The organism is Kosakonia sp. N21, assembly GCF_050587465.1.
In the GTDB taxonomy this organism is placed as follows: domain Bacteria; phylum Pseudomonadota; class Gammaproteobacteria; order Enterobacterales; family Enterobacteriaceae.
This window is the reverse complement of the sequence record NZ_JBOBHR010000001.1, coordinates 84142-108868: the sequence shown is the minus strand read 5'-3', so window position 1 is coordinate 108868 and position 24727 is coordinate 84142. Positions and strand designations below refer to the sequence as shown.

21 protein-coding genes are annotated in these 24727 nt (G+C 53.2%); 5 read left to right on the top strand and 16 right to left on the bottom strand.

Annotated elements, in window-relative coordinates; translation table 11 throughout:
• Positions 1-17 precede the first annotated feature (17 nt).
• Complete coding sequence (locus tag ACQ3G7_RS00475; protein ID WP_430888456.1) at positions 18-2246, bottom strand: EAL domain-containing protein; 2229 nt, start codon at positions 2244-2246, stop codon at positions 18-20.
• Positions 2247-2593: 347 nt separating this feature from the next.
• Here ACQ3G7_RS00475 and ACQ3G7_RS00470 point away from each other — a divergent pair, with 347 nt between their 5' ends.
• Positions 2594-2785 carry a YfgG family protein gene (locus tag ACQ3G7_RS00470; RefSeq protein ID WP_430888455.1) on the top strand — a complete coding sequence of 64 codons (192 nt, stop codon included), beginning with the start codon at positions 2594-2596 and terminating at the stop codon, positions 2783-2785.
• A 103-nt stretch (positions 2786-2888) separates the two neighbouring features.
• On the opposite strand, the gene ACQ3G7_RS00465 is transcribed toward ACQ3G7_RS00470, so the two are convergent.
• From ACQ3G7_RS00465 to nqrC, 11 genes are all read right to left on the bottom strand, one after another.
• Entirely contained in the window at positions 2889-5942 is a 3054-nt protein-coding gene (locus tag ACQ3G7_RS00465) for an NACHT domain-containing protein (RefSeq protein WP_430888454.1), read from the bottom strand.
• Positions 5943-6203: 261 nt separating this feature from the next.
• A complete protein-coding gene (locus tag ACQ3G7_RS00460; protein ID WP_430888453.1) occupies positions 6204-6578 on the bottom strand; it encodes a hypothetical protein in 375 nt (124 codons plus the stop codon).
• A 28-nt stretch (positions 6579-6606) separates the two neighbouring features.
• The gene (locus ACQ3G7_RS00455; RefSeq protein ID WP_430888452.1) at positions 6607-7104 is read right to left on the bottom strand and encodes a hypothetical protein; all 498 of its coding nucleotides are present in this window, start codon (positions 7102-7104) and stop codon (positions 6607-6609) included.
• Between the two features lie 24 nt (positions 7105-7128).
• Complete coding sequence (locus ACQ3G7_RS00450; protein ID WP_430888451.1) at positions 7129-7614, bottom strand: TlpA family protein disulfide reductase; 486 nt, start codon at positions 7612-7614, stop codon at positions 7129-7131.
• Positions 7601-8296 (bottom strand): ABC transporter ATP-binding protein, encoded by a 696-nt coding sequence (locus tag ACQ3G7_RS00445; RefSeq protein ID WP_263099818.1) that lies wholly within the window; start codon positions 8294-8296, stop codon positions 7601-7603. Before ACQ3G7_RS00445 ends, ACQ3G7_RS00450 begins: the two co-directional genes overlap by 14 nt.
• A gap of 4 nt (positions 8297-8300) precedes the next feature.
• On the bottom strand, positions 8301-9431 hold the full coding sequence (locus ACQ3G7_RS00440; protein WP_430888450.1) for an ABC transporter permease: 1131 nt from the start codon (positions 9429-9431) through the stop codon (positions 8301-8303).
• On the bottom strand, positions 9421-10704 hold the full coding sequence (locus ACQ3G7_RS00435) for an ABC transporter permease (protein ID WP_430888449.1): 1284 nt from the start codon (positions 10702-10704) through the stop codon (positions 9421-9423). Before ACQ3G7_RS00435 ends, ACQ3G7_RS00440 begins: the two co-directional genes overlap by 11 nt.
• Before the next feature lie 2 nt (positions 10705-10706).
• Positions 10707-12086, bottom strand: a complete 1380-nt coding sequence (locus ACQ3G7_RS00430) for a Fe-S-containing protein (protein WP_430888448.1) — start codon at positions 12084-12086, stop codon at positions 10707-10709.
• 97 nt (positions 12087-12183) lie between these two features.
• Entirely contained in the window at positions 12184-12711 is a 528-nt protein-coding gene (locus ACQ3G7_RS00425) for an iron transporter (RefSeq protein WP_263099814.1), read from the bottom strand.
• Between the two features lie 31 nt (positions 12712-12742).
• Positions 12743-14680 (bottom strand): FTR1 family iron permease, encoded by a 1938-nt coding sequence (locus ACQ3G7_RS00420; protein WP_430888447.1) that lies wholly within the window; start codon positions 14678-14680, stop codon positions 12743-12745.
• A gap of 304 nt (positions 14681-14984) precedes the next feature.
• Positions 14985-15749 carry an NADH:ubiquinone reductase (Na(+)-transporting) subunit C gene (gene nqrC / locus ACQ3G7_RS00415; protein ID WP_430888446.1) on the bottom strand — a complete coding sequence of 255 codons (765 nt, stop codon included), beginning with the start codon at positions 15747-15749 and terminating at the stop codon, positions 14985-14987.
• A gap of 311 nt (positions 15750-16060) precedes the next feature.
• Here nqrC and ACQ3G7_RS00410 point away from each other — a divergent pair, with 311 nt between their 5' ends.
• Together ACQ3G7_RS00410 and ACQ3G7_RS00405 are read left to right on the top strand one after the other, a co-directional pair.
• A complete protein-coding gene (locus ACQ3G7_RS00410; RefSeq protein ID WP_430888445.1) occupies positions 16061-16633 on the top strand; it encodes a hypothetical protein in 573 nt (190 codons plus the stop codon).
• Between the two features lie 13 nt (positions 16634-16646).
• Complete coding sequence (locus ACQ3G7_RS00405) at positions 16647-17255, top strand: SMI1/KNR4 family protein (protein ID WP_430888444.1); 609 nt, start codon at positions 16647-16649, stop codon at positions 17253-17255.
• Between the two features lie 52 nt (positions 17256-17307).
• Here the strand turns inward: ACQ3G7_RS00405 and ACQ3G7_RS00400 are convergent, their stop codons facing one another.
• Positions 17308-17565 (bottom strand): helix-turn-helix domain-containing protein, encoded by a 258-nt coding sequence (locus ACQ3G7_RS00400; protein ID WP_430888882.1) that lies wholly within the window; start codon positions 17563-17565, stop codon positions 17308-17310.
• Positions 17566-17649: 84 nt separating this feature from the next.
• Here ACQ3G7_RS00400 and ACQ3G7_RS00395 point away from each other — a divergent pair, with 84 nt between their 5' ends.
• Entirely contained in the window at positions 17650-18120 is a 471-nt protein-coding gene (locus ACQ3G7_RS00395) for an Hcp family type VI secretion system effector (protein ID WP_430888443.1), read from the top strand.
• 15 nt (positions 18121-18135) lie between these two features.
• Positions 18136-18969 (top strand): DUF4225 domain-containing protein, encoded by an 834-nt coding sequence (locus ACQ3G7_RS00390; RefSeq protein WP_430888442.1) that lies wholly within the window; start codon positions 18136-18138, stop codon positions 18967-18969.
• Here the strand turns inward: ACQ3G7_RS00390 and ACQ3G7_RS00385 are convergent.
• The 3 genes from ACQ3G7_RS00385 to guaA all read right to left on the bottom strand — a co-directional run bounded on the left by ACQ3G7_RS00385 (position 18966) and on the right by guaA (position 24714).
• Positions 18966-19328, bottom strand: coding sequence for a hypothetical protein (locus tag ACQ3G7_RS00385; protein ID WP_430888441.1), 363 nt, complete (start codon positions 19326-19328; stop codon positions 18966-18968). The genes ACQ3G7_RS00390 and ACQ3G7_RS00385 overlap by 4 nt on opposite strands.
• Positions 19329-20370: 1042 nt before the next feature.
• On the bottom strand, positions 20371-22707 hold the full coding sequence (locus ACQ3G7_RS00380; RefSeq protein WP_430888440.1) for a YecA family protein: 2337 nt from the start codon (positions 22705-22707) through the stop codon (positions 20371-20373).
• A 429-nt stretch (positions 22708-23136) separates the two neighbouring features.
• Entirely contained in the window at positions 23137-24714 is a 1578-nt protein-coding gene (guaA, locus tag ACQ3G7_RS00375; RefSeq protein WP_430888439.1) for a glutamine-hydrolyzing GMP synthase, read from the bottom strand.
• Between the last annotated feature and the right edge of the window lie 13 nt (positions 24715-24727).

The window sequence follows — 24727 nt, the reverse complement described above, 5'->3', positions numbered from 1 at the left end:
TCCGCCACGCAGCATGATTAAACCTGCGCTGGCGGCGCAATAAGCTGTTCGAGCGGCGCAGGTTTACCAATCACATACCCTTGCAAGTAATCGATCCCCAGCGCAATGGCCGCGCTGCGTATCTCTTCGCTTTCGACATATTCCGCCACAACATGCATTTTCTTCATCCGCGCCAGCGTGCAAATGGATGACACAATCTGGTAGTCCAGGCTGTTAGAGACAATATTGCGGATAAAACTGCCGTCGATTTTCAGGATATCGGCATTCACCGTTTTCAGCCGCGCATAACTGCCATAACCGGTGCCAAAATCATCAATCGCCACCCGGCAGCCCATCAACTGTAAGTGCACCAGCGTCTGGTTCGCCTGCATGATGCTGCTCAACGTATTGCTTTCGGTGACTTCAAAAATCAGTTGCCAGGCTTCAATGCTGTATTTGCGCAGTAAACGGCGGACTTCCTGACTGAACGGTTTGCGGCACACTGACGCCGGGGAAAGATTGATGGCGAAACGCTGCGCAGGCAGGCGCTCGCGGTTTTGCGCCATAAAGTGCAATACATGCTCAATAACCCACAGATCAATGCGCGACGACAAACCAAACTCATACGCCACCGGCAAAAACACATCCGGACTGATACTCTCGCCCCCCTCCTCGCCGAGCCGCAGCAGGATCTCGTAGTAATCGTCACCGCGCACGCCGTGGATCCGCTGCGCCATGAGCACAAACTGGTTCTGCTCCAGCGCCAATTGCAAGCGATTCATCATGTCCACTTTCAGCCGGAGGCTGCGTTGCAGGTTCGTTGCACCACGGTTTTGCAGATTTTCCGGATGGTTGGTCGCCAGCGACAAATCCGCAATGGTGCTCATTTCTCCCAGCAACAAAGACAAGTGCTTCACCGGTGAGCGCACATAGCAGTAGCTCAGCCCGACCTGCGGTTGCAGCGGCATCTCATCCCAGACAAAGCGGAACGCTTTGATACGCGCATCCAGCTCCTCAATGCGCGTCTGATGCGACTGGGTGTTCAGGCGGATCACCAGATCGTGGCCGGAGAGCTGGTAGACGCACTCCTCCGCCATCAATAGAGGCTGTAGCCAGTTTGCCATCCGCTGTTTGTACTGAATGCGTAACATCACGCCATAGTTGCGCCCTAACAGTTCAAGCTCCGGTATGCGTAAAAAACAGAGCACCGACCAGGGCGTTTCCGCCAGCGCGCGGTTAAGCGCCCGCAGGTTGGGCATATTCGTTACCGGATCGATAAACGCCAGGCGGCGAGCGCGGTCATTCACAGTACGCTGCCGGGTCGCCATCACCGCCATGGCGATAATGATGAACGAGAACACCAGGTAGCTTGAAGAGACAATAGCCAGTTGCAGATCGTATGAGGGAAACCGGGGCAGATAGCGATCAAAATAGTGAATGGAGACGATCAGTAATGGCGTCCAGACAAACGAGATAAAACGGTAGCCGTAACGCATCGCCCCCCACAGCATGACCGGTAACAGCAACGATAATGTGTAGTTGGTGCTAAAAATAGAGCTGTGGATGTTGAGCGGCATCAGCAGTAAAAAGACGATCCCGGCAACAATAAGGGACCATACCAGCACCTCCACGCGCGTGACTTTTGGGTCGAACTCATGGCGCAACTGCGAGAACCAGGTGATGACATAACGCGGATGGCGAATAATGCGGATCACCAGATAGCTGAAGGGGACGCCGGTGAGCAACCCGACCAGCAACCCCTGATAATTAATCAGCATGGGCACATTGAGCGCCAGAGCATTCGTCTCACTGAGCGGTTTATCGTACAGGTTCAGCCAGACGCCCACTTCAAGAATGATCAGATAAACGGTAGCCGGGCACAGCGCCTGCCAGAAGATGCGCTGGGAAACCAGCATCGATGTGCCGTACGACACGCGATGCCGCCGGGTAACGAAAACGCGATAACCGCCCCAGCTCAGTATCACCGGAACCAGTAAACGCATGCTTTGCAGAAACAGGACTAACGGCTCAAGAGCGCCGTAACGTAAAACGAGCGCCACCAGAATACCGGGCAATGCCGCCCAGCCGTAAAACATCATCAGGCTTATCAGCAGCGCCATCGGCAGATAGTAAAGAATGACATGCTGCCCGGAGACTACAGCAAATGTATTAGCCAGACTAAATAATGGAAACAGTATCGAGGGGACGATGAGAGGCAGTGCCCACCACTGATCTTTCAGATGATTATATTTTTTTATCAATGTCATAGATGCTCAACGAAAAAACCTGATCCGGGTGGGCATTTCAGGCAGGCATCCAACCTGGCCATGCCGGGCAAGGGGTAAAAATGCCCGAAGAAACCGAAAGTTTAGTGCTGAACAATAACTTATAATTGATATATATCAAGAAAATCTCGGCAAGCCATTTTATTCCACGGCTTTTTTCACTTTTGTGCGCAAATTATATTCCGCACATAAATATTTAATTTATCTTATATAATTGTTGTTTATTTTTTATTCATGGCATTTTTGCGCCAGGCTGAATTGACCTTCCCCGGAGACTGTGCCTTAATGTCATTGTCGCCCGTTTATCGGGCTTTCCTAAAGGAACCATTGTGAGTCAGGCACCCAGTATGCGAAAACGACATCGATTTGACAGTCGCATGACCCGTATCGTACTTCTTATCAGCTTTCTCTTTTTCTTCGGCCGTTTCGTCTATTCCACTATTGGCGCCTGGTATCATCATCAGGATAAAGTCCAGTCGCAACAAGTTAGTCAGACTATCGATCCCACCGCACAACGCTAAAATTTAACGCCCTTTTACGACACGCTTCACCGCGTGGATATGCGCACATCTGAATAAAAGTAAACCGACCGTTATCTGAACCGATCGGGCGTCTGTTCTGTTTTTATCTGTCCAGTTTTAACCAGCGCTCCTCCAGCCGCGCCAGCGCCGTCCAGGCGTCGCCAAGGCCGACAGCCAGACGGAATTCCGCCGGCCACTCCCCGGACGGAGAAACCCCGGCGGCTTCCAGTTTCTGCACATACTGCAAACGGCCATAGTGGGATAAACAGGCTGAAAAGACGCGGGCGATCTCCGTGCGGGTAAGCGCTGGGGACAACGTTAACGACCGGAGCATGCGCCGATCCCGCAAGCACTCCCTTAACGCCACAAAAACCCTTATTGCCACAACCACAACAAACCCGGCGCAAGTCAGGAGGATAATGCCGACAAACACCTTCGTCGCCAGCGGACGCCTGGTGACATAGTCGATCAGCGTAAACATGCCCCATACCATCAATGCCGACACGGCCAGAATAGACAGGTTCGAGAGCCATTTTCGCAGATTAAGCAGAGCCTTGATGTTGCGGCGAACAAACTGGCAGATATTCACCCAGTCCAGCAAAAGCAGGCCGGAAACGACAATCAGCGCGGCAGTCCACCAGCGATACGCACCACCGAACCCACCATAAGCGGCAAAAGGTGCGATCGTATGGGCCATCACCCCGGAGAACAGCCCAATAATGCTCATAAACGCCAGAATGAGACACCCCAGCATCCTGAACAACACCACGCTACAGGCGAAAAAGCCGGATTCGGTTAACGACGATAAAGATCGCCTGGCGGGCTTATTCCCTTGGCTGTTATCAGGTTTCTCTTTCTTTCCTGTTTTTGTCACGAAAAAAAGAGACGCGCTGGCCGCCGCCGCGTAAGACGCGCCGAAAGCCACGATAAACGGCATCACCACGCAAAGCAGTGCGCAACAGACCATCGAGACTTTCATGTTCCACAGGCGCAATTGCGCGACCCGGTAGACGCCGCTTAACGCATCCGACAGGGATAAACTCAGCAGGATATTCTTACGGCTCGCCCAGAAATGAACATCGGAGATGCTCAGCACATATTTCTTAATCCCCTCTTCCAGCCCGGATTCCATTTTCGGCAAGTGGCGGCAGGCCCGGAAGGCCGTTTCCCGCAGCCAGCCATCCGTGCCGACAATGGCGACAGCAAGGATCGGCGCAGCGCGCGATTCAGAGAGTATGCCGGTCGCTTCAAGGCAAATTTTCGCCAGGATGATGCTATCGCCGGTTTTGACGTGCTCCATAACAAAGTCGCTCAGTGCATCTTCAAACGGCAGGATCACCTCCCGCCGCGAGCCAAACGCATCAATTAAAAATCGCAGGCAGTGGATCGCCCTTAACCGCTGGCGCGGATTGGCAAAATGCTGCTGGATCTCGCTCCAGCAGAGATCCGCTAACCTTTGTGCTTCCGCCGGTTCGCACAACTGAGCATACAGCACCAGCGCATCGCGCCCACGCGAATCCGTTGGAATGTGCGAAGTCGGCACCTCTTCCGGCGTTTGCAGCAGCCGGGCGGTGACGAAGTACTCCAGGAAGCGACGATGCACGAACGCGAATGACTTCTCATCGCCGGAAGTAACTCTGGCAATTCTGGCATAGCGCAGCACCTCTAACACCGCGTCCACCTTGCCGGAGTTGAAGTGTTGACTGATCACCTTAACCGGTGCTTCAAGTCCGAACTTCGATGAGCGAAAGACAAACCAGGCGATATCGGTCGAGACCGCAATCACTTCCTGCGCCGTGATCCCCGCGTTGCTCAGACGGTGATGGCAAAGCTGCAAGCGGCGATCGATATAGTTTTTGTAAATCTCCGCCTGGTTTGCCGGGAGTTGCTCTTTTACTGCAATCCACTCCCCCAGCAGCGCCATAATGAAGGGGTTACGCGCCAGCGGCATCAAATCCTGACGATGGCTGAACAGTTCATTTCTGACCTGCTCAGTAAACTGCGGGTACCGGCTTAATGCTTCCGAAATACCGGACTCGGACAGCGGGCGGATCTCCAGCACTTTATCTGCCAGAAACGCCCGCGTCGGCTGCCTGAAAATCCGCGACGATAAAACGCCGCGCGACGCAGGGTGCGTAGCCATAAACTTAGAGATAACGCTGGAAAGCGAGTTAATGACATCGGAATCTTCGTTGGCGTCCAGCAGTTCGGCGATTTCATCAAACGAGTCGAAAATAAAAAATAAGCGCCCCGTACGCCAGAGATCCCGGAAGTACTTATCCATAAAATCTTTGGTGAACACGTCGCCGCGTTGGGAGACATTGTTGATGACAAACTCTTCCAGCTCGCGAACAGTGAACCCGGAGCGGTTGCCTGCCGCGGCGCTGGTCGGCACCCATTCGCGCAGGTTGACATAGATAGGTACGCGGTTGGTTTTTTTGACTTCCGCCAGCATGTCTTTAGCCAGTTTGCGCAGCGCCACGCTTTTCCCGGCACCAGGCACACCCAGAATCAGAAACGATTGTGACTTTCGGTCTTTGCGGATGGCATCTTGCAGGCGCATGATTTTTTTGCGCGATGCAACGCCGTTCGTTTTGCGGATCTCCACTTCGGCCTGTAGCTCGGTATAGTATTCCGGGCTCCAGTTGCTGTCCTGGTCGACGGTGATCAAATCCCGCTCCAGCGCATTGCAAAACGCCTGCAATTTTTTGGGGAAGCTCTCTTCAGGGAAATCGTCTTTCAGCGGTTTCGGGTGACCGCCGCTGACCGTTTTATCCCGCATGCAGTAGAAGACGCCGATCACCACCAGCCCCGCAAAGGTGATGACCCACGGCGAGGGCTGACTGATAAACTGAATACTCTTCAGCCAGGCCGGGGCATTTTGCAGCACCGGCAAAGACCAGATGGTGGGCAACAACGTATTCAGCACGCTGGAGCCGCTACCAATAATGCCCATCCCCAGCACCACGGTCAGCGCGCGTATTTTGTTTGCGCCATACCCGGCGGGCATCAACAGCGGGCGAGCGATGAGCAGCATCACACAGATAAAAATGGCAACGAACAGTGCGTTAAACCACGTGGAGTAATACCCAATCCCCGCCACGAACAGCAGTGCTAACGCAAGGAGAATTAAGACGAATTTCTGACTGCCCGACATGCGAGATTCCCTTCTTCCATTCCAACGACCGGCCTCTGGCGAAAGTGCACTATAGCGTCTTCACGCCGGGATGACAGCGCCGGGCTACCGGATTTGGTGGGATAACAGGGGAGAAATACGGCAAAAATTGAAGTCGACAAAAGCGGGTTATGTTTTCTAAAACCGTTCAGCGAGATGATGGCCGGGAACACAACGCTGACACAGCACAGCCAGCACCGGTTGCCGCTAACAATGTCGTCGCGGGTCGCGCTGCATTTGCGTCTACAGCGATCGCCGCTTGATGGCTTCCTGCACGTACTGCTCAATCGCAATGTTATGCTCCTGAGCGATGCGGGAAATTAACGCCTGGAGAACCTCGGGCGAAGCGTGGAGCGTCTCTGCGATCAGTTTATCGAAGTCGCTCTGCGTAAAGCTGGCGCGCACGCTTGCGCGCTGGAGCAGTGTGTGAGCCACAATTTCAAGCACCGCGCGGCGGTAGTCGTCGGCGAGCAGAACATCCAGATCGCGTGGCTGAATATCGAAGGTGAAATCGAAGCTGACAAAGCCGGACTCCACAGGCAGCGAGTAAGTCAGCCGGTCGCCTTCCTGCCAGACCTGCGGTTCATACCCGTCCCCCATTCGCCGTACTGACTGCATGGCTCGCTCCTTTTTCCCGGCAAGCCGTTCAGGCGCGATTGCGACTGATCACCACTTCCTGCCGGATATTGCGGGCAGCATAGCGGGTGCCATCAATAAGGTAAATATCGCGTACGCTGTCGTCGTTACTGGGTCCATCCAGGCTTGAGCTTTCAAGATCCAGCACCTCTTTCGGGACACGGTATTGCACGGCATCGTCGGTATCAAACACCACATATTCCGTTTTACTGCACAGGGGAAGGTTGCTTTTAACATAGAGAATGTAATGCAGCGTACTGAGCGTCAGCCCGGTTTTTTGCGCAATCTCTTTCAGGCTGAAATTCTCCGCAGAGTCATACAGCGCCAGCACCCGCTCAAGGTGCTTCTCGTTATATTTCGGCACCCGGAGATGTAAATCGAGACGGTAGGCCATATTGCGCACCACCGTGATATTGGTCTTTAGCTTGTCGGCGATTTGGCGTGTTGTCAGTATCCCCGCGCTTTTACGCAGAAAACTCACCTTCTTATCTGTCCAGATAAATGCCATACACGCACTCCCTCATCGTCTGTTTTACTGACGGGCAAGTTGGGTAAATGTTTCCTGTAATTCCGGCAGATTACGTGCCCCCTGATGCAGGCTGAGCACCCTTCCCCGTTCATCAATCAACACCGAAGTTGGCGTGCCAATCACCTGGTAACGCTCCTGGGTGATCTTCAGTTGATCGCGCAATACCGGATAGGTTATCTGGTGCTTCGCCAACAGCGCATTAATGTCCACGGAATCCGGATCGGTGTTAACCGCCACCACCACGATTTTATCGCCCCACTGCTGGCTCAGCGCCTGCAACGAGTCCATCTCAGCAAGGCAGCCGCCGCAGCTTGCTGACCAGAAATTGAGATACACCCGCTTACCCTTCCAGCTCTCGAGGCTGGCATCTTTGCCGTGCAAATCAAATGCCGCCAGCGCAGGTGCGGGCGCGCCCTGCGCCAGTTTCTCTTCTTTACAGCCGCCTAATAACACCACCAGCAGCAGTACCATCCCGTTAAGCCAACGCATGGTGTGTTCTCTCCTCGCCAAGGTATTTCCCGTGCTGTAAGCGCACGATCCGATCGGCAAACTGACCGAGTGCCGGGTTGTGCGTCACCATCACAATCGTGCGCCCCTGGCGGTGTAAATCGGTTAACAAATCCAGTACCCGCTGCTCATTCTCTTCATCCAGATTACCGGTTGGTTCATCGGCAAAAATCACCGGCGGCTCATTCACCAGCGCACGGGCAATACACACTCGCTGCTGTTCACCGCCCGAAAGCTGGCTTGGCAGGTGGGTGATGCGGTGCTCCAGCCCCACCTGCGCCAGTACGGCACGTGCGGCGGCTTCATCCACCACGCTGTGGTAGTGCTGCGCCAGCATGATGTTTTCCAGCGCGGTAAGAAACGGGATCAGGTGGAACTGCTGGAACACCAGGCCAATTTTCTCTGCACGAAAACGCCGCCGCCCCTCTTCATCCAGTGCTGCGGCATCGGTACCGTCGAGGATCACCTGCCCTTCGGTGGCCGTGTCCAGGCAGGTCAGAATGTTCATCAGCGTTGTTTTACCGGAGCCGGATGCGCCCATGATCGCCACGAACTCACCGCGTTCGATGCGCAGATTGATATCGTCCAGCGCGGTGACGTCGCCGAAGCGCTTGTACAGATGGCGGGTTTCGATAGCCATCTGCGGCATGTGCGTTACAGACATCGCGTTACTCTCCTTTAAGCACTTTTGCCGGTTCAACGCTAACCGCGCGCCGCACCGGAACAATGGCCGCGAGCACCGCGACCAGTAACGACAGAACCAGGGTAATGGGCAGTACCGGCAGGCGCAGGGAAATGGTGGCGTTAAACACCGTCATTCCCAGCAGTTGCGCCAGCAAATAGCCCAACACCCAACCGCAGACCACCGCCGCCAGCGCGATAATGCCGGTCTCCAGTAATATCTGGCGCATGATGTCGCCATTGCTGGAGCCGAGCGCTTTTTGCAGCGCAAACTCACGCGAACGCTCACCCACAATCGCCATCAACGTGGTGTTCACGCACAGCGATGAGAGCGCCAGGATAACGATTGAAACCAGCCCCATCAGCCCTTTGATCTTGTCCAGCACCTGGCCTTCAGAAGCCGAGACTTTACGCACCGGGCGGATCTCAAGATCCGGGTATTGCTGCTGTAAACCCTGCGCATAGCTTTCCACCTGCCCGACATCGTTACTCACGCTCAGCAAAGCATGGCTGATTTTGCCCGGCTGATGCAGCCAGCTTTGCGCCACATCCAGACTGACGATCAGCATGTTGTCGGTCGCATCGCCTGCCTCGACAACGCCTTTAATCAGCAACTTTTTACGCGCCTGATGATCAACAAGCGTGATGCTGTCGCCTGGCCGGACGTTGAGACGCTCAGCCAGCTTGACGCCGATCATCGCGTTGCGATCGTCAAAGCTCACGCCAATCCAGTTGCCGGTAACCTGCCAGTACGGCGCCAGTTTTTGCATTGATTCAAACCACACCCCGACGATCACCACTTTTTCCAGTTCGGTGCGCGCCATCCCATACAGCCACGGACTGGCGCCATGGATAAGCCCGGCAGGGGCGTTATCCAGAATGGCCTGCAATTCCGGCTGCGGCATACCCGAACCGTGCGCAGGCCCGATGTAGAAATTCGCCCCGAAGGTGCGCAGTTCTTCACTCATCTTGCTGTTGATATCAAACCACACGGCAGAGAGCGCGGTGACGATCATCGCCCCAACGGTCAGCGCTGCGAACACCACGCTGACGCGCTGTAAACGCAGGCGCAACGCACGCCACACCAGCAACCAGAGCATGTCGCGCTTAGCGGCCATACAGCACCTCCACAGGGTAAAGACGGGCAATGCGCCGCGCCGGGAACCAGGTGCCAATCAACGCAATCAGTACCGCAATCACCAGCACGCAAGGCACCACAATCCAGGCAAAATTAAGCGGGGCAGCAAACAGCATTAACCCGATGGCTTTTGCCAGCCCCCAACCGGCAACGCACCCCAGCGCGCCACCCGCCAGGCCGCTGGAGGCAGCTTCCAGGTAAAACAGCAGCAGAATTTGCCACTGCCGCGCGCCCAGCGCTTTCATCAGACCGATCTCTTTGGCGCGCTCCATAATGGTGCTGGTCATCAGCGAGGCAATCCCCATCGCGGCAGCCACCAGTGCGGCGAGCGTCACCACGCCCATCAGCAACTGGATCTTGTCGATCACCACGCCTTCTGACGCGGCAACCTGCCAGACCGGGCGCACTTCCGCCCCGGAAATCGCTTCTTCAAGCTGATGAGCAATCGAGGAGACATACGCTGTGCAGTACCAGAGGTCGTACTCTTCGGCGTTCAGCGCTTCGAGGTTTTCCCGCGCGCGGCGTGAAAGTTCGTTTTCCGGCACGGTGAGCGCCGAAACGCGGATCGCCTGCACCTTGCCCTGCAACCCCAGCAGTTGCTGAACGGTAGCGAGCGGCATCACCAGTTGATTATCTTCTTCGCCACCGCTGGAGAGGATGCCGCTGACCACCACATTCTGAGCGTGTTCCCCGGCGCGGAGCGCAATCTTATCGCCCACTTTCCAGCCACTGTTACGCGCCAGCGCATGCCCCACCAGCACTTGCGGAACCTCACCAACCGGCTCCTGCGGCCACGCGCCATCCACCTGCCAGAAGGGGCTGACCGTGCGCTGCCCGGTCTGATACCCCTCTTCATCCGGGATGTCGACCGGCTGGCTGAAGAAGGTGCCTAACACCGGCGTCTCACGGCCATTGGCCGTCACTTCGCCGCCAAGCATCGGGGCGAAGCCAACAATGTTATTGCGCCAGAAGATATCTTTAATGTTGGGTAATTCCGACTCATCCAGGAAATCCTGGCCAGAGAGCGGGTTGCTTTTCTCACTGAACATCGCCGGGAGTGCAGCCTGCCCGGCAGGTTCAATCAGGATGTTCGCGCCGTAGGATTTCAGCTCACGCGACATCTTGTCGCCGATATCAATCGACACCGCCAGCAGCGCCGAAATCAGGCTGGAGGCCAGAAAAACGGTCAGTATCGCCAGCGCCTTACGCCGGATATTACGCCCCCAGGATTGCCGTAGCATTCGCCATAACATGGCTACTCCTCCTTCGCCAGGCCTGGCGCAAACTGCTCAGGCGCACTGCGGAAGCGGTTATAGTTTGCTTCAGATGCAAAGAACCAGGTTTTACCACCCCAGCTGTATTTGTATTCGGCAGAGGTATTGGTCAGTGTGGTTTTATCCACCGGGTCAGTCACGCTGATGGTCATCACCGTCGAGAAGTAGTTCACCCCGGCTGCCAGCGCATCGCGCGGGATGGTCAGCTCTTTCTCGTCGTTGCGCCAGTTGTCGATCGGCACCGGGTTACAGCCCCCCGCCTTACCAATAGACGGAATAAAAATATGCACGCCGCAGGCCACGCAGATAACCTGGTTGCCTTCCATCACATAGCCCTGATCGCCACACAGCAGGCAGGCGTCGAACACCACGCCAAAGCGCAGCTTGTCCGGATAGCGGTTGATGATGAAAAAGCGCACCGCTTTACCGTCATCCGCCACCCAGACAAAACGGTGCAGCTTGCCATCGCGCAGTTGCGCCACCGGCAGATGAACCATGCCGTCGCTTGCCAGGGTGACCGGCTGCGCCTGTGATAACTGCGGCGGCTGCGACGCGACCAGGTTCCACCAAAGCTGACCGGCAATCACCACGACGGCACACGCGATGGTGGTCAGTAACAGACGTGTGGCATTGCGGCGTTGCGCGCGGGCAAGACGGTGTGCAATCGGCTCCTGCTGAAGGCGCACAGCGCGAAAACGACGGCTCAACGCAGGCAGCCAGCACACCGCAAGGAGCAGCAACACACCCGCGCCCGCCCAGTTGTACAGCTCAGCGTTATTCGTTACCCGCGCGACAAAACTCAGCAGCGGCTTGAGCAACGGCACGACTTGCAGTTTCATCAGCAGTAACAACACGTTGCCGCTCAGTGGCAACCAGATCAGCACCATCACCACCAGCGTAAGCGGCCAGTAAAGCCAGCGCAGACGGCTGACCAGCATCCCGCACAGCACCGCCGCCAGACTCAGCACCGCGAAGGCCAGCACCAGGGAAGTGAGATTAAGCAGCAGGTCGGTATTCAGAACGTGGGTACTGGTGAGACCACCAAGGTTGGGGTCCAGCCCCCAGTGACGCGCGGCACCCAGCACCAGCACGCCCTGCAACAGGTAGCGCACGCGGTGCGGCACCCACCAAAAGCTCAGCAAGAACAGCAGCGACACCAGCACTTCGGCGCAGACCAGCAGCAACTGAACCGACTGCGAGCCACGGAAAAACAGCCCGCACAGCAGACCGGCAGCCAACCCGCCAAGCGACGACCACACCAGTGGCCGCACCGCCGGGCACGGGCCACGGCTCCAGAGCAGACCGCAAAGCAGGGCTACGCAGAAAAAAACCTGAAGTGTGGTGACAAAAAAGTAACTCATGACATCGACTCGGGTAGGGCAAACAAAGAGTGGCTCTGCGCGGGTAACGGTATCGCGGAATCACGCCGCGATACCGACATCAACACCTGCGCTTTAATCAGTTCAGGCCGACATATTTGAATTCATAGCTCACGTCGAACGGCTTCCACCAGCGGCCCACACCGGTTTCGGTGTCCGTATGGCGGTGCATCCCCGCTTTGGCAGGCGGCTCAATGTGGTAGGTCACTTTGTAGTTGCCCACGCCCATCATTTTGATGTTCGCGCCGTAGTGCGGGCCATCGCTGGCGACCATCGGCATGAAGGTGCCGTCCTGTTTTTCGCCGGTGTCGGTGTTGACCAGGCTGTAGCTGATGGTCAGATACGGCACCCATTCACCCGCACCAAAACCGTTCTTGTTACCTTCGGTGGCGTGAATGTCGGCTTCCAGGTGGATGTCGGATTTAGCGGCAGGCAGCCCCATGCCACGCGGTTCCATATCGATCGGCTGCAAGTAAACGGCAGCCAGCTCCATTTCATTCATTTTTACCGGCTCGCCCGCCGGGTGTTCCTGGAATGCCAGGGCTACTGGTGCAGTGAAAATGCCGGTCATTACCGCACCGGCAATAAGCGCTTTCTTCATGGTCATTGGACTTATCCTCTCGTCGTAAAATTGGCGATCAATTATTTTTAATCATCTCCCCCGGGAGGTGGTTGCGGCGGCGCATCACCCACAGCGCCACCAATGCGGCAAGCAGCAATACCGCCTGCGGCACCAACGTTTCCACATAGGGATAAATGCCCAGCCAACTGACTTCTGGCATGCCATTAATCAATGTTGGCTGGAACAACTTGCCTTCCACCAGTTCGAGCACCCCTTTACCGGCAAAGACGAATGCCATCAGGTACATAAAACTGCCGGTAAACATAAAGAACGGTTTGAGCGGCAAGCGGACGACCGAGTAGCGCATCACCAGCCAGGCCACCAGCAACACCACACAACCAATGGCAAACCCCGCGCCAATGGAGAGATGACCGGCAACGTCTTTCGCATCACCAATCAGCGCAAAGTAGAACAGCACCGTTTCGGCACCTTCGCGATAGACAGCAAGGAAGCAGGTCAGCCACAAGCCGACCAGCGAGCCGCGGGTTAACGAGTGGGACAGTTTGCCCTCCAGCCAGGCTTTCCAGTGCCGGGCCTCCACTTTTGAGAGCAGCCAGTAGCTCATGGAGAACAGCATCACCACGGCAATCAGCATGGTGAAGCCTTCGAGCAACTCACGGCTGGCACCGGAGTTGGTGAACAGCATCTGGAAAATAACCGCCGTGACTACGCTTGCGACCAGCGCCACAATCACCGACTGGCGGATCAGCGGCATTTTGTCCTGATGATTGTTTTTCACCATGTAGGCGACAATCGCCGCCACAATCAGCAAGGCTTCCAGCCCCTCACGAACAATGATCATCAGGCTGTAGAGCAGCAGGCTCCACTGGGTCTCTTCCCCCTCGCCCAGCATGGTGACGGCATTTTGCAGATCGTTTTGCAGGGCGCTGGCCTCGGTAAGCAGAGCGCCAACCGGCTGCCCGACCTTCATCAGGCTCACCAGGCGGGTAAAGTGGTTTTCCAGCGTGGTTTTGAACGCCGAGTCACGGGAACCGATTTTGTTCTCCATGCCGGTGGCTTCAAAGCGATCGAAGTAGGTGTCTTGCACCGCGAGGATCGCCTCTTGTGCACTGCCGTTCTGGTAGAGCGTGATAGCGCTACTGATGCTGTGATTAATCGCGGATGCGATGCTGGCCCAGTCGGCATTCTCTGGCGCGTCGCTGGCGACAGGCGCAGTGGCGGCGCTTTTTTTCGGCGCACTCACGGGTTGATCGTCACGCGTGGTCGGCAGGCCAGGTAACAGATCTTCGATGTCCTGCAACAGCGAAGTCACCTGATACGAGACATCATTGAGATGATCGGGCTGTGCGGCCAGCGCAATCAGTGCGGTGAACTGCTGGTTGATGGCGGCGGCGTCTTTCGCTGAACGGTTCTGTCGCACCGACATCTCCATTTCGGAGTTTTTAAAGCCCTGATAATGCGCCTGCTGTACGCGCTGGCTGGCAGCGGTGAAGTTCCCGGCCTGATATTCGGTGACCGCCTGGGCCAGGAGATCGTCGATGCTGCGGAAGCTGTTTTGCCAGTACACGGCAATGTCATCGCGGGAGAGCGCCGAATGCTGCTCTTCGGCAACCAGTTTATGCCCGCCATCGAGCACCGGTTCCACCTCACGCAGCGCTTTTTTCAGCCCGTCGATTTTGCCCTGCACCTCGCTGAGCGGCTTGCCTTCGCCAATCATTTTGCGGATCTCGCCGAAGGTGCTTTCCATCTCGTAGCTTTTACTGGCAGAGAAGTTAATGCGGATTGGTCCTTCGAGGTTTTCGAACACCTCAAAATAGGCCATTTGTACTTCGCGGCGGGCGTCATTGGTTTTTTGCTGCTGATAGAGTTCCGCCGTTTTATCAAGGCGTTGCTCAATGTCCTGGATGAACGGTGCGTAGTTGGTCTCCGCCCATACGCATGCGCTGAAGAACAGGCCAAACAGAGCCACCAGAAAAGAACGGAAAGTCACCACTGCGCACACCCGTTAAATACAAATGATAATGATTATCATGATTCTTTTTTGGTTTTTGTACATGACCAGGATCATGAAACTGTCAAACAGTGACAAGTTATGTAAATAAATGATGAAGAACGGGCAGAAATAACCTTACTTTCCATGAAAGTAAGCGCAGTCTATTTTTTGGCAAGGTGCAGAACGGCTGTGCATTTTCCCGCACAGCGATCAGGGAAATAACATTCGCTAAACGTTAATAAAAAGCCAGCAATAACAACATGGCTGGCGTATTTATACTTAACGTAAATAACTGCGGTACGGATTACTGATTCGATAATATTTGCTTATCTTTCATCAGGCGTTGCAGGAAATGGCCATAACCGCGATCGCCCGTCCAGAAATTAATGCTTTTCTCCACGCCAACCGAGGTCATTGTCGCGCCGGTAATACCATCCACCGTGTAGTCATCGCTATTTCCGCTATTCTGCTGAACCACTTTCAACGCCGGTTGCGCCCGATCATCCAGCACTTTTTTGCCCGGCCACTGGCGCAGCCAGTCTGCATCATCCACCTTCGCACCCAGGCCCGGTGTTTCATCCTGATCGTAATACAGCAGGTTTTTCACCGTGCGCCCGTCGCTCTCCAGTGCCAGAAACGCATGCATCATCGACTTCGCACCCTTGCCCGAAACGGGCAGGATAACCTGCTGAATTTCATGCTCATTGTTTTGAATGATATAGATATCGACAATGCTGCAACGCTGGCGTACCTGCGCCGGATCCTGATCGGTCGCCAGCGTCACACAGGTTTTTTGCGTGTCCTGATGCGCTGCCACCGGCAGTAATTCACCACTGTCCAGGTTGACCTGGCGAACAATAACCCGGCGCGCGAAAAGCGTTTTGATCGTTTCCGGGTCAGGTTTATTAGCACTCACTAACCCGGCGACCTGAAGTATGGCGGCGGCATGTGGCTGATCTGCCGATTGCCCATCATCACTTTTCAGCACCAGAAAATATAACGCCACCGCCGCAAAACACAGAACACAAAATAACATCATCGATGCAACAATAATTTTACCTTTACGCATAAAACCTTATCCCTGACGCTAACATAACCCGCGAAATATACATTTCGCAGGTAGCTTTATTTTCGTATTTTTAATAGATATGCCACTGGTTAAACAGGTTTGCAATACATTCGGTAAATTCTCAATGGCAGAAATAAACGCAAAATCGCCGCTTAAAAATGCCAATTTTAATACCAAGGGGAAGTGCAGGATGCTGAATAAAAAGCCGCAGCCGATGGGCAATACTACCAGCAAGATCAATAACCTGTTCTCACGACCTCTACAGTGCGTTACCTTATCCCCCAATGGCGGCAAGGCTGACAAAGGAACTGATGATGCGTTATGAATTTGTTGAGGTGCTCAACGATCTGATTGATTACTTTTTGCTGGGTGACATCCGCCTGTTGCAGGCCTGGAAGGAAGAGCAAGCACTTGATGACGATCTGGCATCCGAGTTTGTCAGCAATGAGAGCAGCGACCGGGCTGTGCAGGAGGGCATCGTCATCCCGCTCGCGGGCATCGAAAATTACCCGTACACCATTATTTTCACCCTTTCTGGTGAGACACCGGAACTGCTCAAGCCAGAGAGCTGCTTACAGCACCAGCGCGGCGGCTATGTGCTGCGGGTCGAAAACCGCCAGCTTCGGCTCTTCACCTGGCGAGTCCTGCAAAACTTCACCGATGCGCAAATCAGCGCGCTTGAGGAGCGTTATCGCCAGCCAGGGCGACCGCAAATTGACATCGACAACGGTATGTATGAGGTTGAGATCCTTGCCGGGGAAGTGCTGCGCAGCGACGATTACGAACCTGCTATTGAGTTCGTGCTGAAGAAAACAGAACGCGAGCACGCAACCGCCGATATGGATATGAATTACCGCTTCACTGTCGACAGCCAGACTTATTAATCGGGACACGATAATGACTTCAGATGACCAGGCACTGCCGCCACTTGCGTGGCCAGCATTTACCGACGAAGCAGAGCGGCTGGCGTGGTGGCGCGCCTGTGCGCAGGCTTACCTCGACCTGTGGAATAACCCGCCGCCCATTGCTCCGGTTAAAGCTCTGGATGTAGACGCACTGGAACAGCGGCTGGGCTGCGCCCTTCCACCGCTGCTGCGCCGTTATCATGAACAGATTGGCACACTCGACCTTGCGGAAAGGCTGTGCAGCGTAACGCCCGAGAAATACGCCAACATCGAACCGCTGCTGGATGCTTACCCTGGCATTAGCGACATCCTGGAAGATGCGCCGGACGCAGAACAGCTGTCGGCGCTGGTTGATCAGTTGGTTGCTTTTGGCGACTACCTCGGCAACGGCAATTTGTGGTGCTTCCACCGGGAAACGGGCGAAGTGTGGTACTTCGATCACGACAGCTCGCCGATGCTGACGCAGATTTTCAGCGACGCGGGCCAGTACCTCGACGTGCTGATGTTCAAATGCCTGCTAGCCGCCCACGACGAAGAGGATAATGAAGATCTGCTGCGCGAACACCTCGGCAATGAGGTTGTGGAGAAATGGATGTATTGAGAAGGCGGTAATGCCCCTGGCACGGGGGCATTACCGTTTTATGTTTCAGCCTTTATACGCTCTGCTCTTCATACGCACACTGCTCGGATTTACACCCCGGATACCGCGACGGCCAGATTGCTTCTGGTCGGGTATCTAACGCTTCAGCAATTAACCGCTCCCCTTTCAGCCAGTGCCGGGTTAAGGCATTGGCGAGCGTGGATGAAGCCAGCCCCGATTCACGGGAAAGCGCCGCCAACGATGTCCCTTTTTTCCGTAAACCCGCAATAATATCTGCCTGATGCCAGTCCTGCGATAAATACCCTCTGATGTTTTATAAATTTCACTTTTAAGTGATAATACATTGGCTAGTGCAGACAAAGATAAAGGTCAAATTAACCGGAGCAGGGATCGGATGAATAATATTTTTTTGAAAATTGATGGAATAAACGGTGAATCAAAAGATGCACAGCATTCTGGATGGACAGATGTGAATGCTTATTCGTGGGGTTCAAAAAGAAGTGGACGTAGTGGCATGCCGGGTACCAATGGCAAGGTTAATTATCATAACCTGACAGTTCATTGTCAGGTAGACAAGACGACCGCGGGCGCTTTGTTATTCGCATCAAACGGTAACAGGATCAGAACTGTTGAGTTGTCAGCTTGTAAAGCCGGCGACGGGCAAATGGAGTATTACAGAATTACGCTGGAAAATGTCATTCTCGTTGAGGTACTTCTCAGGGATCACGGGGCGGCAACGGATATTGAATACGAATTCGAAGCAGATAAGGTGAAATTTCAGTACTGGGAACAAGGTGGTTTGGGTGGCAAAGGTGCCGAAACCCGTATGGGCTGGGATATTAAAAACTCAACATCTTACTTCTGATACGTAGAGGATCTCATGGGCACGAGTGCATTTTCTCACCTTAGATACGATCTTGATAATTACATTCTTGAATTACAGCGCATATCCACTCTCGCGGCCTCATTTCTGATAAAAGACTCATTAATCCGCAGTGACTATCTCCTCGAGATTGATAATAGTATCCGGGATTATCAGTCGCGTTTCGACGCGGAAATGAACCCTCAAAAAAGGATAGAAATTATTGAAGAACTGAAAGCGGAGGTTAAACTCACGGAAAGAGAGTATCAGATGCTCAGAATGAAAGATCGGGTCATCTATGTTGTTACTGATGTATTTGAAGAGCATGGCGTTCTGAAATATGCCAAAATTGCAGGTGGTGTGGTTGGCGGCGGATTAGAGACCTGGGGGGGATTCCGACTTAACAGACTTGGAAAATCTCTCAATTTACGCGCTATGCGTGGGATAGGTGTTATGCTCGCCGCTCATGGTCTGAACAATGTCTATGAATCAGTTTCGCCGTTAATTTATGAACATCAGAAACCAGGTTTGTTACGTAAAATATATCGGGAAGCGGCAAAAATTTCGGGTTTTGATGATGATGCAGGGGACCTTGCTTATAGCGGTGTTGAGTTTTCTCTGACTGTGTATGCTGCTATCAGAACTCCGGTACTTACCCAGAACCCAGGCCGGTTGGCCATTAAATATCTTGGTGATCAACCAGGAACTGGAAAGTTATTTCGGCATGTGAGTAATGATTTTATATCCAAATGGGCCAGCAAGAACGGTGCAATGAAGTTATATTTCACAGGTAGCTCTTTCCATAAAGCTAAAGCTGAGTTTATCGATGAAGATTATAAATTCGACTATTAAAACCATAGTGTTACCGCAAGTCTCATAAGCTTTAACTGGCTTTTAATCGTTCGATTCGCCTCTTTGGCTGAAGAACGAATATCCAGTAATGCTAAGAAAATCATCCCGACAGGCATGTAGATATAATCCCACTCACCAAACATCAGTGCAGCAATAGAAAATACGACAATCGCGACGATATAGTATCTGGTCGATATGAGCGATTTCCTGGCCTCTTCAATTATCAATGTGTGAAGCGAAAGCTGCTCAGTCAGGTTGGGATGATAGGTTTTTTTTAATTCCCATAACTGGTGCTTAAAACCAAGCAGTTCCAGCTTACTAAACCCGGCATTCGCTACGTTACCTTTAACGTCAGACATCATCTCTTCCTTTGTCTTATCTAAGTCATAACATTTTACGATAAAAAAACGTCTTAGGGATCATAGTCCTGCATAAAGCATTAAAGTGAGAGGGTTGTGGCGCGAGATCCAGAGGAGAATTTTTTAATTGCTGCCAACTTTCATCATCCGGAACCGGCGGGATTTTTACGCAGGTTACCGCTGAGAGTGAGGCCAGACAAAGTACGGGAGCAGCATTCTCAACCTTTGCACTCATCGGGTTCCGGCCAATATAATGAAACATCTGCGCAGCAGAAAGGCATCGTGCCGCTATCTCAGAGGTTCTTCCAGACACTGGCAGGACTTTGTCCCAGAGATATGTTTCAGCTCTGCGTGCCGGTGGTCAGATGTGCTCAACATGGCCCCCAGTTCAATTCCTGTCAGCGTATCACGAACCGTTTTATAGATTTTCTCCCGTTTTTTTCTGAAGAACACCGTCTGCGTTTCATCAGAGACTCTCGCTGCAGGAAAAGTATTATTTGCGCACCTACGCAGCCAGAGAGGATTCGATATAAAAGGGATAAAAGATAGAGACGCTGTCCCGTATCCTGGCCAGTTCCTGGCACACAGCAGGCATCCAGGATAGCGGTCATTTATGTTATATATGAGGAGCATATCTAATACTGCGTGCATCCGACATGTTTAGCAGGTCAAATCGGTAATTAATTCCCATAATGCCCGAACAAAAAAACCCGCTTTCGCGGGTTTCAATATTTGATATTTAATATATCAACAGGAATTAAATCTCATTCCCTCTCAATTATCAATAAAAGTAAAATCAGTTTAAATAACAGTTAGTTATAAAGTCGATCATTCTCGATACCATAATCTATACCATGCGGAGAATTTTTTTGTTTTTTCTGCTCATCGACGTTTATTCAGCTCAGGCCCATGCTGAGAAGATTCTCGCATAACATGCATTTGATATTGAATTTAACATATAAAAATCAGTACATTACATAAAACCATGCACAATCTCCCTTTGAACTCCTAAGCAGATTGTAGTCAGCCGTGCAGACACATTTTACCGACCATGACACCTCTTGTATTTCATGCCACTGCCACATGGACAAGGTACATTACGGCCAATTTTTAAGCTCTTGCGACTAGGGGAGATTTGTTTTCCCCGGTTTAGATTGACTGTACGTGCAGGGTTAGCCATTTTCGCCGCGTCTTCATAAATGTGGACGTTTTCTGACGTTTGCTCTGTCGGTATGCAAACTTTGAAAGACCGCGCTTGGACATAAGTACCATCGGCACTGACTTCAGCCACAACGCCAATGACGTTAGTCGCCTTGACGCTCAACGCACCTGCGCTGGCCTTATTGTTCACCTTAGTCCAGTCAATTGGATGGCCATGCCGTTGAAGCCAAACGAAGAGCGGCACACCGTCCCCGCCCAGAACAAAGTAACGAACGGGATGCTGAATCAGTGTTTTTCGAAGGTCGGACAGCATCTTGGCCAGATTATTCCGGCCTTCCTCTCCTTGGTCACGGATATGACTCTCTGCTGAAAGCCAGCCACTAGCTCGGGTGCTATCGAGTGCTCCAAGCAGCTTCAGCACCTCCTCTGGGAACTCCTGCCTTGGGAACGGTCTGCTTTCCCACTCTTCACCCTCGAAGCTCCTGTCAACGATGTCACTCATGCCATCCCAGACAAGCATGTTCGCTTTCCCTTCCTTCAGCTGCTCGACAATATCCTGATCGAAACGATTCTTCTTAAGATAAGCACCCAAGTGATCAAACTCGTCGAAGAGATGAGCTCCACGTATCCCAGCCACAGCTTGCCGCACTTCTATGTAGTGCATGAACTCGCCGGGCGTGGGTAGGAGTCGCTTGAGCACAAACAAATCGTCGATGGACAGTGAAATGAAAGCGTGCTTTCCAAGTAAAGGCTCAACCTGCGGTAATTCTTTACAGTACGTGGAAAAGGGCGAGAACGACTCGACTGTCAACCCAATCGGCACCATCACCCGGTAGTCAGAGCGACGCACACGGCAACACTCTTCGTATTTGCCATCCACGAGGTGATAGAGAGACACTTCATCCGCCGAATTCATATAATTGAAGAAGCGCGCACATTGTTTATATGCCTTGAGTACTAAGTCCTGCACTGATTGAGCATGGCGGCCAAAATCAAGCGCCGGTGATGCAATGGTGGCAGCTGCACCAGCCTTGGCCTCAACTAGTAACAGCACATCATCGACCAAGATTAGAGTATCGTTTTCGGACCACTGCTTGCTGTCAGGATCCTTGTAGTAAACCTCCTGGAGAACTGTGGCTCCCGGAAGCTGGGCATAGAGAATGTCGGCAAAGGCTGCTTCGCTCATCATTTTCTGCCGATCTTTAAAGGCCTTATTGTAATCCGGCTTTCGCTGAAGGAGGTTAAATAGGAGCGCACGATACCCCGCATCGCGAGCAAAACAGGGATCGACTGCGTAGTAGTCCGACCCAAGCTGAATTAGAGGTTTCTTACGTGCTGGCAGTGTCCGAAAGGGTGTCCCCTTAAAATCGCCCGCGGCGAAGAACTCAGTATCTTCTCCTCGCTGGTATGACAAGTCTGCTAGCAATGTCGGTGGCAACTTCGTGTGACGGCTTACATTGGCAATACCACCGCGAAGCATATCCTCCATCGCCCCTCGGGCCGCTTTGGACTGCTCCTCATTTTCAGCAACCCATGACTCCATAGCGTCTTCCATAGACTTACCTTGCTCTATCGAAAAGGCCTTTGCCGCCTCAAACTGCTTCTTCATCTCCATAATTGCGTTGGCGTGCCCGGTACGAGTGGCGTCGGCCATAGCCTGAAAGCCTTCTGCAATATCGGTTGCACCAACACCATACACCTCCTCCAAAACATCATTGTGAGGTGCCAGAACGTATCGATAAAACTCGCCTTCCAAAACTTGATAACGATTCCCACGGATCATGACCCAGGTGGATTTCGCACGGAATTCAATGTCGGCCGCGTTAGGACCGAAGATGCCATCTTTGGTATCAGCGGAGGTGAACATAGCAAAGAACATGGCCTGTTCTCTTAGTTTTCGGCCAAGTTCAAACAGCTCAGTGCACTGTGCTTCGTCGAATTCCATATCCGCAGGTGCGGCATCAGATGCCAGAACAGCGTGAACATACTCCAGTAAGAACTGGGTTTCATTAAACACGTCATCGGGACCATCCTCTTGAACTTGCTTTTCACCCCCAATTTGGTTTCCCATTGTTTTCATCATGTGCTGAGCGTAGATGTACCCGAGCAAATCATGCGGAGGCATTTTGACAATCAACTCATGCATTCGGGCAGCAGTGGATTCCATATCCTTTAATAAAGAAGCAACAGCCTTCTTTCGATCTTCTTCCATATTCATTCTTATCTCCCCGTTTTGGACCACTGATCTTTCGGACACCATAATGCCCACTCGTCAATCATATCAGCTCAGTCCTGCATCTTGGCTTTACGCTGTTCACGATAATCGCCTTTCTTACATATCTTCCTTAATCTGATTATGTCGAGGTTTCGAGCACTGACTGTAGTGGTAATTTTTGTCGAGATTATCCGTGGCGATTCAAGTTATAAAAAATAAATACCATAACTCAACCGAAATTTATCACATGGTACTTTTTCAAACCTGAATTCAAAACCAGAGAGTACCATCAAAAATTCCATTGAAAAAACCGTGCTTCCCGCTGCTAACAGCTGCTAGAAAGTGCCAGACATAAAAACAAAAAAGCCCGCAGTTACGCGGGCTTAGGGGTACTTTACTGCTTTTACGTGCAGGCTGTTGCCAGACGTTAAATCATTCCCACTCAATGGTAGCTGGCGGTTTGCCGCTGATGTCATATACCACGCGGGAGATGCCGTTGACTTCATTGATGATACGGTTGGAGACGCGGCCGAGGAAATCGTACGGCAGGTGCGCCCAATGCGCGGTCATAAAGTCGATGGTTTCGACTGCACGCAGAGAGACGACCCAGTCGTATTTACGACCGTCGCCCATCACGCCCACGGAGCGTACCGGCAGGAACACGGTGAAGGCCTGGCTCACTTTGTTGTAGAGATCGGCTTTATGCAGCTCTTCAATAAAGATCGCATCGGCACGACGCAGCAGGTCACAGTACTCTTTCTTCACTTCGCCCAGTACGCGAACGCCAAGGCCCGGACCCGGGAACGGGTGGCGGTACAGCATGTCGTACGGCAGGCCCAGTTCCAGACCAATTTTACGCACTTCGTCTTTGAACAGCTCACGCAGCGGTTCAACCAGGCCCATCTTCATCTCTTTCGGCAGGCCGCCCACGTTGTGGTGAGATTTGATAACGTGCGCTTTACCGGTAGCTGAAGCGGCAGATTCGATCACGTCCGGGTAGATGGTGCCCTGCGCCAGCCATTTCACGTCTTCCAGCTTCAGTGCTTCTTCGTCGAACACTTCCACGAACACGCGACCGATGATCTTACGTTTCGCTTCCGGATCGTTCTCGCCAGCCAGCGCAGACAGGAAACGGGACTCGCCTTCCACGTGAACAATGTTCAGACCGAAGTGGTCACCGAACATGTCCATCACCTGCTGGGCTTCGTTCAGACGCAGCAGACCATTGTCCACAAATACGCAGGTCAGGTTTTTACCGATGGCGCGGTGCAGCAGCATCGCGGTGACGGAAGAGTCCACGCCGCCAGAAAGGCCGAGGATCACTTTGTCTTCGCCCACCTGCTGGCGGATGCGCTCAACGGCGTCATCGATGATTTTTGCCGGCGTCCACAGTGCTTCACATTCGCAGATGTCGCGCACAAAGCGCTCCAGCAGACGCAGACCCTGGCGGGTGTGGGTCACTTCCGGGTGGAACTGCACGCCGTAGAAGCGTTTTTCTTCGTTCGCCATAATCGCGAACGGGCAGCTTTCGGTGCTGGCAACGGTCACAAAGTCAGACGGAATAGCCGTTACTTTGTCGCCGTGGCTCATCCACACGTCCAGCAGCACTTTGCCGTCTGCGGTCAGGGAGTCTTCAATGCCGCGAACCAGCGCGCTGTCGGTCTGAACTTCTACCTGCGCATAACCGAATTCACGTTCGCTGGAGCCTTCAACGTGGCCGCCCAGTTGCATGGCCATGGTCTGCATGCCGTAGCACACGCCAAGCACCGGCACGCCTGCTTCGAACACATACTGCGGCGCGCGCGGGCTGTTGTCTTCGGTGGTGCTTTCCGGGCCGCCGGAAAGGATGATGCCGCTTGGGTTGAAGTCGCGGATCTGCGCTTCGGTGACATCCCACGCCCACAGTTCGCAGTAAACGCCCAGTTCACGCACGCGGCGCGCAACCAGCTGGGTGTACTGGGAACCAAAGTCGAGGATCAGAATACGATGTTTATGAATGTTGTCCGTCATTGACGCTACTTCC

Bases quoted from the DNA above. Each gene is read 5' to 3' on its own strand.
- ACQ3G7_RS00475 (WP_430888456.1), bottom strand. From the start codon at position 2,246: ATGACATTGATAAAAAAATATAATCATCTGAAAGATCAGTGGTGGGCA.
- ACQ3G7_RS00465 (WP_430888454.1), bottom strand. From the start codon at position 5,942: ATGTCGGGCAGTCAGAAATTCGTCTTAATTCTCCTTGCGTTAGCACTG.
- ACQ3G7_RS00460 (WP_430888453.1), bottom strand. From the start codon at position 6,578: ATGCAGTCAGTACGGCGAATGGGGGACGGGTATGAACCGCAGGTCTGG.
- ACQ3G7_RS00455 (WP_430888452.1), bottom strand. From the start codon at position 7,104: ATGGCATTTATCTGGACAGATAAGAAGGTGAGTTTTCTGCGTAAAAGC.
- ACQ3G7_RS00450 (WP_430888451.1), bottom strand. From the start codon at position 7,614: ATGCGTTGGCTTAACGGGATGGTACTGCTGCTGGTGGTGTTATTAGGC.
- ACQ3G7_RS00445 (WP_263099818.1), bottom strand. From the start codon at position 8,296: ATGTCTGTAACGCACATGCCGCAGATGGCTATCGAAACCCGCCATCTG.
- ACQ3G7_RS00440 (WP_430888450.1), bottom strand. From the start codon at position 9,431: ATGGCCGCTAAGCGCGACATGCTCTGGTTGCTGGTGTGGCGTGCGTTG.
- ACQ3G7_RS00435 (WP_430888449.1), bottom strand. From the start codon at position 10,704: ATGTTATGGCGAATGCTACGGCAATCCTGGGGGCGTAATATCCGGCGT.
- ACQ3G7_RS00430 (WP_430888448.1), bottom strand. From the start codon at position 12,086: ATGAGTTACTTTTTTGTCACCACACTTCAGGTTTTTTTCTGCGTAGCC.
- ACQ3G7_RS00425 (WP_263099814.1), bottom strand. From the start codon at position 12,711: ATGACCATGAAGAAAGCGCTTATTGCCGGTGCGGTAATGACCGGCATT.
- nqrC (WP_430888446.1), bottom strand. From the start codon at position 15,749: ATGCGTAAAGGTAAAATTATTGTTGCATCGATGATGTTATTTTGTGTT.
- ACQ3G7_RS00410 (WP_430888445.1), top strand. From the start codon at position 16,061: ATGATGCGTTATGAATTTGTTGAGGTGCTCAACGATCTGATTGATTAC.
- ACQ3G7_RS00405 (WP_430888444.1), top strand. From the start codon at position 16,647: ATGACTTCAGATGACCAGGCACTGCCGCCACTTGCGTGGCCAGCATTT.
- ACQ3G7_RS00395 (WP_430888443.1), top strand. From the start codon at position 17,650: ATGAATAATATTTTTTTGAAAATTGATGGAATAAACGGTGAATCAAAA.
- ACQ3G7_RS00390 (WP_430888442.1), top strand. From the start codon at position 18,136: ATGGGCACGAGTGCATTTTCTCACCTTAGATACGATCTTGATAATTAC.
- ACQ3G7_RS00385 (WP_430888441.1), bottom strand. From the start codon at position 19,328: ATGTCTGACGTTAAAGGTAACGTAGCGAATGCCGGGTTTAGTAAGCTG.
- ACQ3G7_RS00380 (WP_430888440.1), bottom strand. From the start codon at position 22,707: ATGAATATGGAAGAAGATCGAAAGAAGGCTGTTGCTTCTTTATTAAAG.
- guaA (WP_430888439.1), bottom strand. From the start codon at position 24,714: ATGACGGACAACATTCATAAACATCGTATTCTGATCCTCGACTTTGGT.